This is a genomic window from Paraburkholderia sp. MM5384-R2 (assembly GCF_014201025.1).
Taxonomy (GTDB): Bacteria; Pseudomonadota; Gammaproteobacteria; order Burkholderiales; family Burkholderiaceae; genus Paraburkholderia; species Paraburkholderia tuberum.
The window spans coordinates 192063-208357 of the sequence record NZ_JACHDI010000001.1; the positions used below are offsets into that span (position 1 = coordinate 192063).

The 16295-nt window shown below is 63.9% G+C and carries 20 protein-coding genes and 2 pseudogenes; 10 read left to right on the plus strand and 12 right to left on the minus strand.

Going from position 1 to position 16295, the window contains the following annotated elements; translation table 11 throughout:
* Nucleotides 1–2: 2 nt before the first annotated feature.
* The 9 genes and pseudogenes from fnr to HDG37_RS00955 all read right to left on the minus strand — a co-directional run bounded on the left by fnr (nt 3) and on the right by HDG37_RS00955 (nt 7437).
* Complete coding sequence (gene fnr, locus HDG37_RS00915) at nt 3–785, minus strand: fumarate/nitrate reduction transcriptional regulator Fnr (RefSeq protein WP_184043585.1); 783 nt, start codon at nt 783–785, stop codon at nt 3–5.
* Nucleotides 778–1209 carry a response regulator transcription factor gene (locus HDG37_RS00920; RefSeq protein WP_184043587.1) on the minus strand — a complete coding sequence of 144 codons (432 nt, stop codon included), beginning with the start codon at nt 1207–1209 and terminating at the stop codon, nt 778–780. The genes fnr and HDG37_RS00920 overlap by 8 nt, the downstream gene beginning before the upstream one ends.
* Nucleotides 1210–1398: 189 nt before the next feature.
* Nucleotides 1399–2046 carry a response regulator transcription factor gene (locus tag HDG37_RS00925; protein WP_184043589.1) on the minus strand — a complete coding sequence of 216 codons (648 nt, stop codon included), beginning with the start codon at nt 2044–2046 and terminating at the stop codon, nt 1399–1401.
* The gene (locus HDG37_RS00930) at nt 2043–3416 is read right to left on the minus strand and encodes a PAS domain S-box protein (protein WP_409259877.1); all 1374 of its coding nucleotides are present in this window, start codon (nt 3414–3416) and stop codon (nt 2043–2045) included. The genes HDG37_RS00925 and HDG37_RS00930 overlap by 4 nt, the downstream gene beginning before the upstream one ends.
* Before the next feature lie 232 nt (nt 3417–3648).
* Nucleotides 3649–4476 carry a universal stress protein gene (locus tag HDG37_RS00935; protein ID WP_184043593.1) on the minus strand — a complete coding sequence of 276 codons (828 nt, stop codon included), beginning with the start codon at nt 4474–4476 and terminating at the stop codon, nt 3649–3651.
* A pseudogene (locus HDG37_RS00940) lies at nt 4473–4631 on the minus strand (universal stress protein); the annotation flags it as partial. The gene HDG37_RS00935 and the pseudogene HDG37_RS00940, both read right to left, overlap by 4 nt.
* Before the next feature lie 40 nt (nt 4632–4671).
* Entirely contained in the window at nt 4672–5508 is an 837-nt protein-coding gene (locus tag HDG37_RS00945; protein ID WP_184043595.1) for a universal stress protein, read from the minus strand.
* 160 nt (nt 5509–5668) lie between these two features.
* The gene (locus HDG37_RS00950) at nt 5669–7072 is read right to left on the minus strand and encodes a bifunctional enoyl-CoA hydratase/phosphate acetyltransferase (protein WP_184043597.1); all 1404 of its coding nucleotides are present in this window, start codon (nt 7070–7072) and stop codon (nt 5669–5671) included.
* A 125-nt stretch (nt 7073–7197) separates the two neighbouring features.
* Nucleotides 7198–7437, minus strand: coding sequence for a hypothetical protein (locus HDG37_RS00955; RefSeq protein ID WP_184043599.1), 240 nt, complete (start codon nt 7435–7437; stop codon nt 7198–7200).
* A gap of 305 nt (nt 7438–7742) precedes the next feature.
* Between HDG37_RS00955 and HDG37_RS00960 the strand changes: the two genes are divergently transcribed.
* Both HDG37_RS00960 and HDG37_RS00965 read left to right on the plus strand, forming a co-directional pair.
* A complete protein-coding gene (locus HDG37_RS00960) occupies nt 7743–8255 on the plus strand; it encodes a flavodoxin (protein ID WP_184043601.1) in 513 nt (170 codons plus the stop codon).
* Nucleotides 8256–8277: 22 nt separating this feature from the next.
* Complete coding sequence (locus tag HDG37_RS00965) at nt 8278–8718, plus strand: hypothetical protein (RefSeq protein WP_184043603.1); 441 nt, start codon at nt 8278–8280, stop codon at nt 8716–8718.
* Nucleotides 8719–8780: 62 nt separating this feature from the next.
* On the opposite strand, the gene HDG37_RS00970 is transcribed toward HDG37_RS00965, so the two are convergent.
* From HDG37_RS00970 to HDG37_RS00980, 3 genes are read right to left on the minus strand one after another with little or no spacing between them, the layout of a single operon-like run.
* Nucleotides 8781–10082, minus strand: a complete 1302-nt coding sequence (locus HDG37_RS00970) for an NRAMP family divalent metal transporter (RefSeq protein WP_184043605.1) — start codon at nt 10080–10082, stop codon at nt 8781–8783.
* Between the two features lie 12 nt (nt 10083–10094).
* Nucleotides 10095–11732, minus strand: coding sequence for an oleate hydratase (locus HDG37_RS00975; protein WP_409259878.1), 1638 nt, complete (start codon nt 11730–11732; stop codon nt 10095–10097).
* Nucleotides 11719–12066 carry a hypothetical protein gene (locus tag HDG37_RS00980; protein ID WP_184043607.1) on the minus strand — a complete coding sequence of 116 codons (348 nt, stop codon included), beginning with the start codon at nt 12064–12066 and terminating at the stop codon, nt 11719–11721. The genes HDG37_RS00975 and HDG37_RS00980 overlap by 14 nt, the downstream gene beginning before the upstream one ends.
* Nucleotides 12067–12215: 149 nt before the next feature.
* On the opposite strand from HDG37_RS00980, the gene HDG37_RS00985 reads away from it, so the two are divergent.
* From HDG37_RS00985 to HDG37_RS01020, 8 genes and pseudogenes are all read left to right on the plus strand, one after another.
* Nucleotides 12216–12551: a hypothetical protein gene (locus HDG37_RS00985; RefSeq protein ID WP_260332712.1), complete on the plus strand. Its 336-nt coding sequence runs from the start codon at nt 12216–12218 to the stop codon at nt 12549–12551.
* 57 nt (nt 12552–12608) lie between these two features.
* Nucleotides 12609–13067, plus strand: coding sequence for a universal stress protein (locus HDG37_RS00990; protein WP_184043611.1), 459 nt, complete (start codon nt 12609–12611; stop codon nt 13065–13067).
* A 175-nt stretch (nt 13068–13242) separates the two neighbouring features.
* Entirely contained in the window at nt 13243–13770 is a 528-nt protein-coding gene (locus HDG37_RS00995; protein WP_184043613.1) for a hypothetical protein, read from the plus strand.
* Complete coding sequence (locus HDG37_RS01000; RefSeq protein WP_184043615.1) at nt 13760–14506, plus strand: beta-ketoacyl-ACP reductase; 747 nt, start codon at nt 13760–13762, stop codon at nt 14504–14506. The genes HDG37_RS00995 and HDG37_RS01000 overlap by 11 nt, the downstream gene beginning before the upstream one ends.
* 109 nt (nt 14507–14615) lie before the next feature.
* Nucleotides 14616–14801: pseudogene (locus HDG37_RS01005) on the plus strand (alcohol dehydrogenase); the annotation flags it as partial.
* Nucleotides 14802–14847: 46 nt separating this feature from the next.
* On the plus strand, nt 14848–14997 hold the full coding sequence (locus tag HDG37_RS01010; RefSeq protein ID WP_184044526.1) for a hypothetical protein: 150 nt from the start codon (nt 14848–14850) through the stop codon (nt 14995–14997).
* Nucleotides 14998–15084: 87 nt separating this feature from the next.
* A complete protein-coding gene (locus HDG37_RS01015) occupies nt 15085–15516 on the plus strand; it encodes an Hsp20/alpha crystallin family protein (RefSeq protein WP_184043617.1) in 432 nt (143 codons plus the stop codon).
* Between the two features lie 74 nt (nt 15517–15590).
* A complete protein-coding gene (locus HDG37_RS01020) occupies nt 15591–16241 on the plus strand; it encodes a BON domain-containing protein (protein WP_184043619.1) in 651 nt (216 codons plus the stop codon).
* The last annotated feature ends 54 nt before the right edge of the window (nt 16242–16295 follow it).

The following is a 16295-nucleotide window of genomic DNA, read 5'->3' on the forward strand; positions in this document are numbered from 1 at the left end:
GGCTAGACGCGGGCGAGAGCTTCTCTGTCGAGAATCCTGATCTGCTTGCCGTGGGTGTCGAGCAGGCCGTCCTTCTGAAACTTCGATAGCATGCGGCTGACGGTTTCGAGTTTCATCCCGAGGTAGCTGCCGATCTCTTCCCGCGTCATGCGCAGATGAAATTCCGCCTGCGAATAACCGCGCGACTTGAGCTTGCCCGACAGGTTCAGCAGGAACGTCGCGACCCGCTGGTCCGCGGACATCGTGCCGAGCAGCATCATCAGCGTCGCCTCGCGCACGATCTCGCCGCCCATCAGCCTGTGCACATGCTGCTGCAATGCCTTGACGTCGCGGCACATGGCTTCGAGCAAATGGAACGGGATGATGCAGACCTTGCTGTCCTCGATGGCGAGCCCATCGCAGCTATGCTTGCCTGAACCGATGCCGTCGAGACCCAGCACATCGCCCGCTAGATGAAACCCGGTGACCTGTTCACGGCCGTCGCGATGCATCACGACAGTCTTGAACGAGCCCGCGCGAACTGCGTAGATGCTCTGGAACGAATCGCCTGCGCGAAACAGGGATTCGCCATTTTTGATCGTGCGCGAAGGGCAGATCAGCGCGTCGACCCGTTCGGTCTCCGTCGCTGTCAGACCTTCCGGCAAGCAGGAAGCACGCATCGCGCAACTCGGGCAGTTGGCGCCGCCGTGCTTCGGCCGGGCCGGTGCGAATCCGGGATCTTTCAGCGCGTGCAGCGGAATCTGCGCGATGGTCCGGGTCTGGGAATATTCGGCAACGTCAGACATGATGGGCTCCGAGATGGTAGAGACCGCGCGCGCAATGCTCGTGGGCAATTCGCTCGATGGTGTTGCATGCAAGATCGAATTCACTGGTCTTGTCGAAGAAGTACTGCGCGCCGTTGGCGACGCACGCCTGCCTGAACCACGTGCCCGAATGATTCGTGAGCACGATCGTGATCACGGTGGACATGCTCCGCGCGAGGTAGCGCAGCAGGTCGATGCCGCTGCCGTCGCTCAGATGTAAATCCATCACCACGACATCGGCTGCCGTCGCGCCGATGCCGTCCAGTGCCGCACCGGGTTCCTCCGCTTCACCGACGATCTCGACGCCTTCGATCGCACCGAAACGCGCGGCGATGCGTTTCCTGATCGAAATCGCGTCGTCCACGAGGAACACGCGTACGGCTGGGTGTGACGGGCTTGAGTTCATGGCTCGAAGTATCGGCCGCGTCGTCTCAAAATAAAATCAGCGGGGAACGAGCTTCGGGTAGGCGAGCGCGAAGTGTTGTAGGGAATTTCCTACATACACTCTGTGACGGCGAAGCAGCCGCGCGAGGAGCCACGGCTGTGACGGGGGTAACGGCGGAGCGGACCCGGTGGCAGCGGCGCCGTGACGGCGCTAGATTTCGTCGTCTTCCCCGAGCAGCTTGTGGCGCAGCGCGTAGCGCACCAGCGCGGCTTCGTGCGGCATCTGCATTTTCTCGAGAATGCGGGTTTTATAGGTGCTTACCGTCTTGCTGCTGACACATAATTCGGTGGCGATTTCCGTGAGGGTTTGTCCTGCGGCGATGCGCCGGAATACGTCGAATTCGCGATCCGACAGGCGCTGGTGGGGCAGTGTGTCGGCGGACTCGTTGAGGCTTTGCGCGAAGCGTTCGGCCATCGCGAGACTGACATAGACGCCGCCGGAGGCGACTTTGCTCACCGCCGAGACCAGTTCCGCGCTCGCGCTCTCCTTGGTGAGATAGCCCGATGCGCCGGCTTTGAACGCACGCACGGCGTACTGCTGCTCCGCATGCATGGTGAGTACGAGGATGCGCAGCGCCGGCATCTCGTCCTTGATCTGCTTGATCAGCTCGACACCGTTGCGCCCCGGCATCGACAGATCCAGCACCAGCACATCGGCCGGGTGCGAGCGAACCAGAGCAATCGTACCGACGCCGTCGCTGGCTTCTCCGACCACTTCGAAGCCGTTTGTGTTTTGCAAAATATGTCGCAGGCCATCGCGCACGAGCGCGTGATCGTCGGCTATCAGCACGCGAATCATGTTAGCGTCTCCTGCTGTTGCACGGCCGCGGCCGGGAACGTGACGGACAGTGAAAAGCCCTTGCCGCTGGACGTATGTATTTCGACGGTGCCGCCTAGCATATGCGCACGTTCGCGGATCCCGAGCAGCCCGAACGATTTTTCGGCGCGCGCGTCCGAACGGCCCGCGCCATGACCGTTGTCCGCCACTCGCACAATGCAGGCGTCCTCTTCGCGGCGCACCGTCAGCATGACGACCGTGGCCTGCGCGTGGCGGGCGACGTTGGTGAGCGCCTCCTGCACGATGCGGAATAGTGTGGTTGCGCCTGCCGGCGTAAAGGGTGTGTCGCCGACTTCGATGTCACGTTTCACCTCGATGCCGTAGCGGTTCGTAAAGTCGTTGGCGAGCCATTCGATGGCCGGGATCAGGCCGAGATCGTCGAGCATGACCGGGCGCAGGTCGGCCGCGATCCGGCGCACCGACGCGACCGTCGCGTCGATCAGCCGTCGCATGTCGCTGAGTTGTCGCAGAATCCCGGACTCGGCGGTGGCTTCGAGCGCCTGTTCGACCGATGAAAGGTCCATTTTCAGTGCGGTCAACTGCTGGCCGAGGTCGTCGTGCAATTCGCGGGCAATACGGGTTTTTTCGTCCTCGCGAACCATCTGCAGATTGGCCGACAGTTCGCGCAATTCCTCGCGCGATTTGCGCTGCGCGTTCTCCGCTTTGACCCGTTCCGTGATGTCGCGCAGCATGACGGTGTACAGCTTGCTGTCACCGTCGGCCACCTGGGAAATCGACGCTTCGATCGGAAATTCTTCGCCGTTGCTGCGCAGCCCGAATAGCACGCGCTGCTGTTTGCCCATCTGGCGGTCGGACACGCCCGTGACGCCGAACTGGTCGACATGCCGCTCGTGCGCCGCGCGAAAACGTTCCGGAATGAAGCGCGACAGCGAAGCGCCGAGCGCGTCCGCCGCGCTGAAGCCGAATACCTGTTCGGCCATCGGGTTGAAGATGACAATCTTCTGTCGTTCATCGACGGTGATGATGGCTTCCATCGACGAGCGGATGATCGCCATCATGCGTGCCTCGTTGACGCTCGACTGGCTTCGCGCCTCGCTGGTCAAGGTCGAGACGCCGCGTGCGCGGGCAAGCAGAAAGGCCACGGCGGCGAACAGACAGGCAGCGGCGATGCATGCCGTCAGCAAGCTGTTGTCCCGGAGCGGGGCTTCGCGCAGCGACCATTGCGCCAGCCAGCGCCAGATGCCGAGCGCCAGTGTGAGCCCGACCACGAAGGCCAGCGCGCCGACCAACACAGGGTGTCGTACATAGGTCGCGACTCGCGACCGTGAGGACGGCCCGGGCGCGAAGGGCGTTTTATCGCGAAGGGGCATGCGCGCCTCGATGGATAACGGATAACTCACGACGCCGGCCGACGGCAGCCTTTGCGACGGGCGACAGACCATGCTGCGCTGTTTATTTTGCGCGATCCGCACGGATCATGCCAGTAGCTGCGGTTGATGACGCGAAGCGCAGTGTCTGAAAGAGGGTGGTCGGAGCCAGACGCCCGGCGCTTGATCCGCATCACGCGTATTTCGGGTTTGAAACCGCAGAATCCGTTTCGAATCAGTGCGACATCAGCACCGGCACGGTCATCGACTGCAGCATGGTTCGCGTGACGCCGCCGAGCAACCTTTCCTGAACGCGCGCATGCCCGTACGCGCCCATCACCAGTAGATCGATATGACGGTCGGCAAGCATGTTCAACAGCAGCGCGCCGGTCGATACACCGTCCACTCCGGGCGTCCCGGCGAATCCCGCCTCGATGCCGTGCCGCGCGAGCCAGGCGGCGACGTCGATGCCGGCCGGTTCACCGATCTGCGAATGGCGCTGCACCGTCATCACGGTGACGAATTTCGCTTTCTTTAACACCGGCAGTGCATCGGCCACGGATCGCGCGCTTTCGCGGCTGCCGTCCCACGCAATCAACACGTTTTGCCCGAACGACCGGACGGCTCCGGCGTAAGGCAGTACGATGGCCGGGCGGCCCGCACTCATGACCACGTCCTCCACAAAATGGCGGGCGATATAGGACGAAGGCTCCTTCGGATCGGACTGACCGAGAATCAGAAGGTCCGCGTGGCGAGCGTGCAAAGCCGCTGTTTCGACCGCATCACCGGCTGGCGCGCGCCATTCAACGCTCAGGCCGGCGCGCTCGCCGGCCGCCAGGAAGCGTGCCTGGGCGTCCTTCAGATTGGCGTCGCGTTGCGCTTCCTGCGCAGCCACCCAGGCGCCTTCTCCATCCAAAAAGATCGGTCGCGCGAGTTCCTGGCACACCACGTACAAGCCGATCAGATGCGCTTCGTACCGGCGGGCCAGGTCGAGCGCGAATTCGGTGCGCGCGGCGCTATACGGACTGTCGTCCAGATGCACGAGCAGGGTTTTGCAGTTCATGATTGCTCCTTGGCAGCTTCGGCCGTTGGCGATTGTTCGCCTGTAGCCGGGTTCATGCAGTGCGCGGAGATCAGAAGCACAGGGCACTGCGCGATGCGCAGAAAGCGTTCGGCGACGCTGCCGAGCACCATCCGCCGGAAACCTCGGCGCCCATGGAGGCGGCTTAGGGCCGCGCCTGCAAAGCGCATGCGATTGTCAGTGCGACATCAGCACCGGCACGGTCATCGACCGCAGCACCGTGCGGGTTGCGCCGCCCATCACCAGTTCCTGCCAGCGGGCATGGCCGTAGGCTCCCATCACGAGGAGGTCCGCACCGAGCCCGGCTGCTTCCGATAACAGGGTGTCGCCAACCGAGGCGGCCGGACCGGCTTCGACGTCCTTGACTTCGACTTTGATGCCGTGCCGCGCGATCACCGCTGCGATGTCGGCGCCCGGAATACGGGAGCCCGTGTCCCTGCGAGCGCCGTTGACCGCGACGATCGTGGTGAGCCGCGCTGTGCGCATGAACGGCAGTGCGTCATGCACGGCACGGGTGGCTTCACGGCTGCCGTCCCAGCCGACCATCACATGGCCGCCGGGGGATGTGACGCTGCTGGCGTTCGGCACCAGCAGCACCGGCCGGCCCGCGGACATGACCAGGTTTTCAGGGAAATAGTTGCCGACGTACGACTCCGGATCATCCGGATCGTCCTGGCCGGCGATGATCAGATCCGCGCAGCGTCCCCGGTGCGGCACCGCGAGACTGGCTGACTGATCGACGGCGATCCACTCGCCCGCCACCCCGGCCCGGCTCAGCTCCGCATGGAAGAGGCGTTCGAGCGCGCCGCGCCGCTCGGCGCGCAACTGCTCATGCGTCGCGTAGTAGCTGGCGGTGCCGGCCATTACGTCCAGCGAGCGCGGATCGGGACTGAACAGGGCGAACACGCCGGTCAGATGGGCACCGAAGTGCTTCGCGAGGCGCAGCGCGATTTCGAGCCGCGGATGCGCGCGCCGGCTCGTATCCAGATGAACGACGATGGTTTTGTAGCTCATTGCAAAGCTCCCGGAAAGTGAATGCGCGGCGCCCGACCATGTGAACTGAGTCTATGAGCCGATGGCGCTGCGGCGTTGATTCAGATCAACCGTGCGACTGCTGGGGCGAGGACAGTGGAACCTGAAGACGACGGGGCGCGCCGGTCCCCAAACGCCCCGTTCACGGGCGCCCCGAGCCTGCCAGCGCACGTTCCGCCGTCAGCTTGGCGAGTGCGGCGGATGCGAGCCTTACGCGCACGCTGTCGGCACGGCTCGTGACGATGATCGGCAGCCGTGCGCCGAGCACGAGACCAGCCGCGTCGGCGCCGGCGAAGTACATGAGCTGTTTGGCGAGCAGGTTGCCGGCTTCCAGATCTGGCGCCAGCAGGATGTCCGCCTGACCGGCCACGGGCGAATCGATCTGCTTGATTTTCGCGGCCGCCAGGCTGATTGCATTGTCGAAGGCGAGCGGGCCGTCCACCAGCGCGCCCGTGATCTGACCGCGCGCGGCCATGACGGTCAGCGCGGCGGCGTCGAGCGTGGTCGGCATGCGCGAGTTGACCGTTTCGATCGCGCCGAGGACCGCGACCCGCGGGAGTTCGACACCCAGCAGGTGCAACAGGTCGATGGCGTTCTGGCAGATATCGCGCTTATGGTCGAGCGATGGCGTGATATTGACCACGGCGTCGGTGACCACCAGCGGCTTCGAATAGGCCGGCACGTCCATCGCATAGACATGGCTGATGCGCCGCGAAGTGCGTAAGCCGGATGTCCGCGCGACGACCGCGCCGAGCAGTTCGTCCGTGTGCAGACTGCCTTTCATCAACGCGGCGACCCGACCGGCCGCGCCCATTTCCACGCCACGCGCAGCCGCCGCATGACTGTGCTCGACCGCTTCGATCGGCACACCCGCGAGGCTGAGATTGGCGGCCTCGGCAGCCGCGCGGATTCTGGCTTCGGGGCCGATCAGCACCGGTTCGATCAGGCCTTCGTCGCGCGCTTCGATCGCTGCCAGGATGGCTTCTTCCGAGCAGGGATGAACGATCGCCGTGCGCAATGCGGGACGCACGCGCGCCTGCCGCATAAACGCGTCGTAGCGGTCGTGACGTCGCAAGGCGACTTCGGCATTCGCGGTGCACGGCCACACTACCGGCATCGACGGTGCAACGACCGTTGCCGTGCCGAGCAGCACGCTGTCGCCCCTCTGGTTCGTGCAGCAGATGTCGAGCAGGACGATGCGTCCGTCACTGCGCTTTTCCTTCACCTTGACCATCGCGGTGATGCTGTCCCCCGCTGAGACAGGATGACGGAACTGCAGGGTCTGGACGAGGCAGATCGTGCCGGGGCCAGGCAGCCGCTTGCCGAGCAGCGCGGAAATCAGCGCGGCGGTCCACATGCCGTGTACGACTCCATGGCCGGACAGCGCGCCCGCGGCGATCGCCGCATCTTCATGCGCGGGATCGAGATCGCCCGATACGGCCGCAAACAGATCGATATCGTTCTGCAGGGCCACGCGTACGAGCGACGCCGACTCGCCGATTTCGATTTCGTCGAAAGTGCGGTTGCGCAAAAGGTTGTCGTTCACGATGGCTCCGACACGACACGATGCCGTGTGAGTTTCAGGTACGTCGATTAAGTCATGCCGAGGCTCCGGTGAGTTGATCTGCATCATCTGTTTCGGAGACGCGGCTGCTGGCGTCCTGCATTCCGTCAGACCGGCGCACGCTGACCGACGGTGTCGCACAGCGCTTCGGCGAAGCGTTTGAACGCATGCAGCGAGCCCGCGATGCTCTGGTATTGTTCGCGGCCGATCTGTCCGTCGAGCGTAATCAGCAGCCCCGACTCGCGCGCGAGCGCGAGGATGGCATCGAATTCAGGGATCGCGTTGCGCGCGTCCTGTGATGGTTCCGCCGATGTCGCGGCGCGGGCGAAAAAGGCTGTGTTCGACATGGCCGGTCTCCTTACGGGTCTACCTCGGCACGCGCACCGGGCGCATCGCGAGGGCAATCGATTCGGGCTGTCACGAATCCAGTATGGGTCGGCACCCGGCCGGTGCAAATCAGGTGGCACCGAGCTTCAGGTAGGACGTTCTGCATGCTTGTCAGGTTTTTCCTACGCAACAATCCGCCGGTCATGACGGCCAGGTTCGTCGCTTGATATGGATCATGAGAATTCGCTCAAGCGCGCCTATGCTCGTGGCATGCGCTGCGAATCCAGCATGTGAATGCACATCCGCGAGTGATATGGAGGCTGAAATGTCCGAAGCGAAAGTCCTTGTCGTCTATTTCTCACGCACCGGGACCACGCGTCTACTCGCGTCGGCGATTGCCGGAATGCTGGCCGCCGATCTCGAAGAGATCTGCGACTACAGCGATCGCGCAGGGCCGGGCGGCTATCTGCGCTCGCTGATCGATGCGATCCGCAAGCGGCCCACGGAAATCGTTCCGGCCGGCTTGAGCGTGTCGGCCTATGACCTCGTCGTGATCGGTTCGCCGGTATGGGCCGGTTCCGTGTCGGCCCCGGTGCGTTCGTATCTCATCGAGAACCGGGCGCGACTGCCTCAGGTTGCATTCTTCTGCAGCTTCGGCGGACACGGTGCCGACGCGGCGCTTCGCGAGATGGGCGAACTGGCCGGGAAGCCGGCCGTTGCCGAATGCAAGATCACAGCTGCCGCGGCGCGCCAGGGCGCGCAGGCCGCGCTGGCTGCGTTCGTCGGTGGGCTCAAACGGCACCTGGCGCGGGCCGGCGAATTCGAATGGATTTGTTGAGTCGCATGGGGAGCGGGCGAACATGAACTGGCGGCTCTTTCCGATACTCGCCGTCGCGGGACTTGCGGCGTGCAGTTCCGAGGCACGCATTGCCGCATTGCGCGACAGTGAGATTCAACTGCAGCAGGCCCGCACACAGGCGTGGGTGAACTGCTCCGCTGGCGCCGACTGCGATCGCCTTTGGACATTGACGAAAAAATACGTCGCGCAGCGCTCGGTGACGCCGATACGCCGTGCCGACGACACAGCGATCGAAACCACCGAGCCGCATATGTTCGGCGCCGTCTATGTCTGGGCAACCAGGACCACCGATGACGCGGGCGCCTCGACCATCAGGCTCAAAGGCATGTGCCGTGGCATGTATCGCGCCGACGGTAACCCCGGTTGGCTGTACACGAGCTGCGCCCGGCAGATTCGCGCGGTCGAAACCGATTTTCGCGCGTACCTCGGCGCCGCGTCGTAATTCTTCAACTGATCGCACGTTCACTGTGACCGTGTCGCGGCGTGCTTTTTCCTGCTTTTCTCTTATCCGGGAATAAACATCAGCAGCGCGGCCACGCCCATCACCAAGGTGGCGATCGAGCCGAGCACGATCAGCGGTTTGCTGGCCGTGAACGCGCCCATCACCGATTTCCTCGACACGAGGATCATGACGACCACCAACAACGGCACCGCCACCACGCCGTTGATGACCGCGCTCCAGAACAGCGCCTTCATCGGACTGATCGGCGAATACTGGATCGCGAGCGCGGCCAGCACGCTGACGCCGATGATCGCGTAGAAGCCGCGCGCGTCGCGCACCTTGCGCTCGAGCCCCTCATGCCAGCCCATCGCTTCGGATAGCGCATACGCGCCTGAACCCGCCAGCACCGGCACGCCGATCAGGCCGACGCCGAGAATGCCCGCCGCGAACAGGAGGTAAGCGAAGTCGCCGGCGAGCGGTCGCAACGCGCTCGCCGCCTGCGCCGCTGTGGTGATATCGGTCACGCCGGCCGCGTGCAGCGTGACGGCAGTCGCCAGCATGATGAAAAAGGCGGTGAGGTCGGAGTAGAACATGCCGGACCAAGTGTCCCAGCGAATCCGCTCAAGCTCCCGGGGCGCAGCGCCGGCATCCAGGATGAGCGCGACACCGCCGCGATGAGCGTGCATGTCTTCCACTTCTTCAGATGCCTGCCAGAAAAAGAGGTAGGGGCTGATGGTGGTGCCGAACACGCCGACGACCATCGCCGCCGCGTTGCCGTTCAGCGTCAGATGCGGCCACAGCATGCGCCAGGCCACTTCGCGCCAGGGCACCTGAACGGTCAACAGCACGACGGCATAGGCGAGCAGCGAGACCGTCAGCCACTTCAGAAAGAACACGTACCGATGGTACGGAACGAAAACCTGCAGCAGCAGCGTGCCGAACACGAAGCAGGCCGTCATCAGGTGCCGGTCGACGCCGCTCACCAGTTCCGCGACTTCGCCCATCGCGGCGACATCGGCGGCGATGTTCAGCACGTTCGCGACCAGCAGCAACGACACGACGCCCGTCAGCACGACAGGCGGGAACGCGCTCTTGATGTTGGCGGCGAGCCCTTTGCCGGTCACCCGGCCGAGGTTCGCGCACATTGACTGGACCGCGGCCATCAACGGAAAGGCGAGCGACATCGTCCACAGCATGTTCAGGCCGAACTGCGCGCCAGCCTGCGAATAGGTGGCGATGCCGCTCGGATCGTCATCGGCGACGCCCGTGATGAGGCCCGGACCGACATGGGCCAGCGGATGCTCCTTCAGACGCGCGAGCAGCGTCCGCAGGCTTTTGGTATGCCGCAAACTGTCGACTTCCACCCGATCACCTCGCTAATGGCCCCGCAGCGTCGCTAATGCCTTGTAGACGATCCGCGGGTCATGCTGCCCCTTGTAGACAGCCGGTGCCGCCCGATCGAGCCCGAGCAGTGCATACACCGCGTTCTGCGCCGAGCGCACCGAGTATTCGACGGTGAACACGACGTCGTCGGGCAACTCGCAGAATTGCCCGATGAAGGCGAGATTGCGCCATTCGTCAGGTACCACGGCAGGCCGGTCGCCGCGACGGCGCGGCAGAAACTGGCTCGTGATGAACGGCATCATGCAGGGGATGCAAACTGCGTGCTCGATGATTCGGGCCGACTCCGACTGCACCTTCAGGTGACCTACGATCTCCGTCAGGATCTCGCGACCGGTGCAGGCCTGCATCGGCTTATCGACGAAATCGCCTGGCTGATCGACACGCAAGCCGTACCCCCAGAACACCTGCACGTCCGCCGGCTGACCGATGAAATGCGGCTGATGCGGCAGCACGATCGACACGAGCCAGTTCGACTCCGGAAAAGTAATCAGGCCGCCTTCGCCGGGCACATTGCCGGTCAGATCGCGGATCAGCCGGAACAGCGTCGGGTCACGCAGCGTCACCGTGAAGGAGAGCCACTTCGACGCGTCGACATGATCGGCGAAGATGGACGGCTGACCGAATTCCGGCCGGCCCGCGGCGATGTTTTTCCACAGGCTCCAGGCCCCCGTTGCGTCGACCGTATCCAGCGGCGCGGGACGGTCCATGCCGCCCAGGCTGGAGGCGGCCGTCATCGAGCCGAGCGTGACGATCACCTTGTCGGCGGGATCGACCGGCAGATCGAAGCGCCCGTGCGCCGTTTCGCCCACTATTGCGCTGACCCGGTTCAATGGGCCCGTTTCGTCGAAGCGAAGATCGGTGACCCGGGTGTCCTGCCGGAATGCCACGCCGTGGTCGTCGAGCCAGCGGCGCAGCGGCCGGATCATCGAATCGTACTGGTTATAGACCGTGCGCATGATGCCGTGCAACTGGTTGAAACCGGTGGACATATGCGCGAAACGCAGCAGATAGCGGCGGAATTCGACCGCGCTATGCCACGGCTGGAATGCGAACGTCGTGCACCACATCAGCCAGAAATTGGTTTCGAAGAAGGACGTGTCGAAGTGATCGGCAATCCGGCTAGCGCCGAGCATCACTTCCGGTTCGATCGACAGGCGGCCGAGCGTGACCAGATGCTTTTCATCGAGCCCGTAGGCCGGCGCGTCTTCGCGTTTGCCCGCGCGCACGAGCCGCGCTCGCGACGAGGTTCGCATGGTTTCGTTCCAGTCGAAGATTTCCTGCGTCACGCTTTTAGTGCCGTCCAGTGTGGGGATCGACGAGAAGAGGTCATATGTGCACAGATACTTGCTTTCGAGCATGCGCCCGCCGCGCGCGACATAGCCGCTTTCGGGATTGCCCGCACCATCCAGGCTGCCGCCCAGCTTGTCGAGCGCTTCGAAAATCGTGATGTCGCAGCCGCGCACGTGGCCGTCCCGGATCAGGAAGGCTGCGGCCGCCAGCGAAGCGATGCCGCCGCCGACAAGATAGAACTTGCCGTTCTCTGCGGCATGGCCGTCACGGTCGACTTCGGCGCGCGGCGCATGTACGTGAATCGGATCAGAGTTTTGCACGTTGTTTTCCCTTTCGAGGTTCGCTGCGATCGAACTGCAGCCGGACCGCGCTGCCGCGCAGAGCGGGCGTTTGTTCCAACATACGCGAGGCTTGGGTGGTCCGATTGAGTTGGATCAAGCAACGATCGCGGCGGCGCGCTCGGGCGGGCGTCGAACTCAGGTTGATTCGCAAAGGCGACGCGGGCGACGCTGCGACCACCGCGGCGTTGATCGCGGCCATCGCCCGGCGCATCGGCGCTGCCGCAGTTGTCCCCACAGCGGCAGCGCCGCGCCGACCAGCAAAAACGATGGTCCGATCAGGAAAGGCCGGCATCCACTCGATGTCTTGACGCAAGTCAAGTGGCTCAAACCGTCCCAGCCGATGATCCAATCATCCCGCCGGTTGCGTCTCGTCAACTCACCCTTGCCACCGCGGCGGGCGAATTCGCTATGGAACCTGCGCGAAAACGCTGGACGCCTGGGAGAGGGCACATGGGAGTCGGCATGCAAATCGTCTATCTCGGCTTTGCCGGGACGTCGCAAATCGAAGCTGAGGCGGCTTCGCAACTGGTGCGCTTGGAGCGGTTCAGCAGATCCATCGCGGGTTGTGATCTGGTGATCGAATCCGTCCATGCCGCGCTTCCTGACCATCGGGCCAACATGCCGCCAGGCGATGCGCGCGGTCGGCTGTTCGAGGCCCGGCTCGACCTGATCATGCGCAGCGGCGAACTCGTCCCGATCAAACGTTGTGTCGACGCCAACGCGCAAGCAGCGATCCAGGCGGCATTCAATTCCGCCGAGGAGCAACTGGCGTGCAATCCGGTGCGTAGCCGGTCCTGATCATCGCAACGAGTCGTGCGACGGGAGCGCTTTTTAACGCCCTACGAGGAGAAAGCCATGTACCAAAACATTCTGGTTGCCGTGGACGGCAGCGAGGCGTCGAAACGCGCGGTTAGTGAGGCTACCCGCATGGCCAGGCTGGCGCATGCGAAGCTGACCGCAGTGTATGCGATCGACCAGTCGGCGGCCTTTACTTACGCGGGCGCGTGCGACCCGCATCTGTTGACCAATGCCGAGCGCCAGGTCGGACGAAGCCTGCTGGACGACGCACTCGCGAAAATGGAAGTCCTCGACGTGGCCGGCGATTCTGAAATCATCGAAACCCAGGGCATCGCCGAAGACATCGCGAGTTGCATCGCACGCTGTGTCGAGCGGCGCGGCGCGGATCTGGTGGTGATGGGTACGCATGGCCGGCGCGGCATGCGGCGCATGGTGCTCGGCAGCGTCGCCGAGCGTTTCGTGCGGCATTCGCCGTGCCCCGTGCTGCTGGTTCGGGAAAGCGCCGCCGACGCCTGAGCATCGTCCTGACAGGCGCGCCATGTGCGGGACTGCAGCACACTGGCGTGCGTTGATGCAGGTCAACCGCACTTCGACGCCCGGGCCTACATTGAACTGTCTGCTGTGTTGCGCTGACCGGCAGTGTGAATTGCGGGTCCGCCTGCATCCCCACCAAAGCGACTTGAGGACCCTCATGGCAACTGACTCCACCACGCCACTGAATCTGTATCGTGCGAACCTGGGACTCGCATTGCGGATGCTCGGTTGCGGACACGAATACCGCCGGCAAGCCTGCGAGTTCGAGATGTTGCGCATCAAGCGCGATCTTGCCGCGTTGAATGCGACGCGCGACGCGGCAACCGGCGCGCACGACTGGAGCGAACTCGCGGCAGGCTATCAGACGATGCTGCGCGACTACATGGCGGCTACCACGAATCTCTGGCAACAGGGGCTCGTTTCGGCGGCCCGGCACCAAACCGCGTGCAGCGACGACATGCGCGACGCGCTCGCCGGATGGCAGGCCGCATGGACCGGCAACTGGCAGCAGGGCGCCGGCATGAATCTCGCGGCGCTGCCGCTGCAGGACTGGATGCGGCGCTTCGAACAGACGGTCAGGAACGCGCTGGACTGCGGCGCACCATTCGGTCGGCGCACGGATTCGGCGACACCTCCCGCGACGGCACGCCGCTTTGCGCCACCGGGAGAACAGCATGTCGGCTAAGCGCGTTGCCTTCATCACCGGCGGCATGGGCGGACTCGGCGCCGCCATTAGCCGTCGTCTTCACGACGCCGGCATGATGGTCGCCATGTCGCATTCGGAACGCAACGATCACGTCGCCACCTGGCTGGTGCGCGAGCGCGACGCCGGCCGCCGTTTTCATGCCTACGAAGCCGACGTGACCCGTTTCGATTCGTGCGCGCATTGCGCAGAACGCGTGCTCGACGAATTCGGCACGGTCGACGTTCTCATCAACAATGCCGGCATCACGCGCGATTCGAGCTTTGCCAAAATGAACAAGGACGACTGGGATGCGGTACTACGCACCGATCTCGACTCGCTGTTCAATATGACCAAGCCGTTGCTCGGCGGGATGGTCGCGCAACGCTTCGGGCGCATCGTGAATATCGGCTCGGTGAACGGCGCGCGCGGCGCCTTCGGCCAGACCAACTACGCGGCGGCGAAAGCGGGGATTCATGGCTTCACGATGTCGCTGGCGCTGGAGGTTGCGAAACATGGCGTGACGGTCAACACCGTCTCGCCCGGTTACCTCGCGACCGCGATGACCGCGGCCGTGCCGAAGGATGTGATGGAGACGAAGATCTTGCCGCAGATTCCGGTGGGCCGCCTCGGGCAACCCGACGAAGTGGCCGCGCTCGTGGCGTTCCTCTGTTCGGACGACGCGGGTTTCGTCACCGGCGCGAACTTCGCCATCAACGGTGGGATGCATATGGGGTGAAGCGAGGCGGCGACCGACGACTATCGCTTGATACATGTCAATCCATGTGGCGCGAGACGGCCTAAAGTCGGTCGTATGGCAGGCCGGTTTCCCTCAGCGGAGGTAGCACATGAAGGCGCTCGTCTATCACGGTCCCGGCAAAAAATCGCTCGAGGAAAGGCCCGTTCCAGAACTCGCTGCGCCCACCGATGCGATCGTCAAAATGACGCGCACGACGATTTTTGGCATCGATCTGCACATTCCCAAAGGCGACGTTCCGAGTTGCGAGCCGGGGCGAATTCTCGGCCACGAAGGGGCACCCAGGCCGAGTACGTGCGCATTGCGCACGCCGAGACGAGCCGATGCTGCTAAAGACGGTCCGAGCGGGCCGCATCGGTCACGCGCGGCTGATTACGCACCGCTTCAAGCTCGAAGACGTGGCCGGTGCCTACGATACCTTCAGCCGTGCCGCGGACACGCATGCGCTGAAAGTGATTATTGAAGTGTCCTGACCGGCGCGTTGCGCGGACGCATGCGCACCCGCGCCCTTAACCCAGCCCCTATCCATGAGCGTAATGGATGATTCAAGGAGTAACACGATGAGCAACTTGACCCGTTTTGACCCGTTTGCAATCGAACCGATGTCGGATCTCTTTCAGGGCCTGTTCCGCCCACTGCGCGGTGGCGCAGGCGGGGAGGCGCCGCTTGCCGATATCAAGGTCGATGTGACGGAGAGCGATACCCGGTACACCGTGAAAGCCGAACTGCCCGGCGTCGAGAAAGACGATATCGACGTGAAGATCGACAGCAATCTCGTATCGATCAGCGCCAAGGTCGAGCGTAAGCAGGAGCTGAAGGAGGGCGAACGCGTGGTTCGTCGCGAACGCTATTCGGGCGCCGTCAGCCGTTCGTTCTCGCTGCAAAGCGAGATCGATGAAGCCACTGCAACGGCGCAGTACAAGGACGGCGTGCTGTCGCTGACGCTGCCCAAGAAAGCGGCCTCCGCGCGCAAACGCCTGCCGATCAGCTGATTGGCGCGGCGCCGGGCGTACCGCTGTACGTCCCGGCGCCGCGGCAACCCTTGCATGCCAACAAGGAGCAGGCAATGAAGTCAGACATGGAATTACAGCAGCAGGTCGAAGAAGAGCTGGCTTGGGATCCGGCCGTCAGCGTCACGGACATCGGCGTCGAAGTATGCGACCGTGTCGTCACGCTGTCCGGCCACCCGGTCAGTTACGCGGAAAAAGTCGCGGCGGAAAAGGCGGCGCAACGTGTCGCGGGCGTGAAGGCCGTCGTCGTGGAAATGGATGTTCGCCTGCTGCATACGGATGTGCGCACCGACGAAGACATCGCCAAAGCCGTTCGCGCGATCCTGCGCTGGACCGTCGGGCTGAGCGAAGAGTCGGTCAAGGTGCAGGTCGAAAAGGGCTGGGTGACACTAAGCGGCGAAGTCGACAATGCCTATCAGAGTCATGTCGCGACCCGCACCATTTCGCATATGCGTGGCGTGACGGGCGTATCGAACGTGATCCGTATCTTTAGCGACGCGGCCGCGCAGGATATCGGCGAGCAAATCAGCCGGGCCCTGCGGCGTCACACGGACCGTGAAGCGAAGCATATCGCGATCAAGGCGCACGAAGGCACCGTGACGTTGACGGGCAAGCTCGATTCGGCGGCGGAGCGCTCGGCTGTGCGCGGGGCCGCGTGGTCAGCGCCGGGCGTGCATGCGGTCATCGACAATCTGACCGTGGGCTAGCTTGCGGCGTGGCGGCCGGGGCGCATTTGCGTGCGGCCCGCGTCACTTCATCTG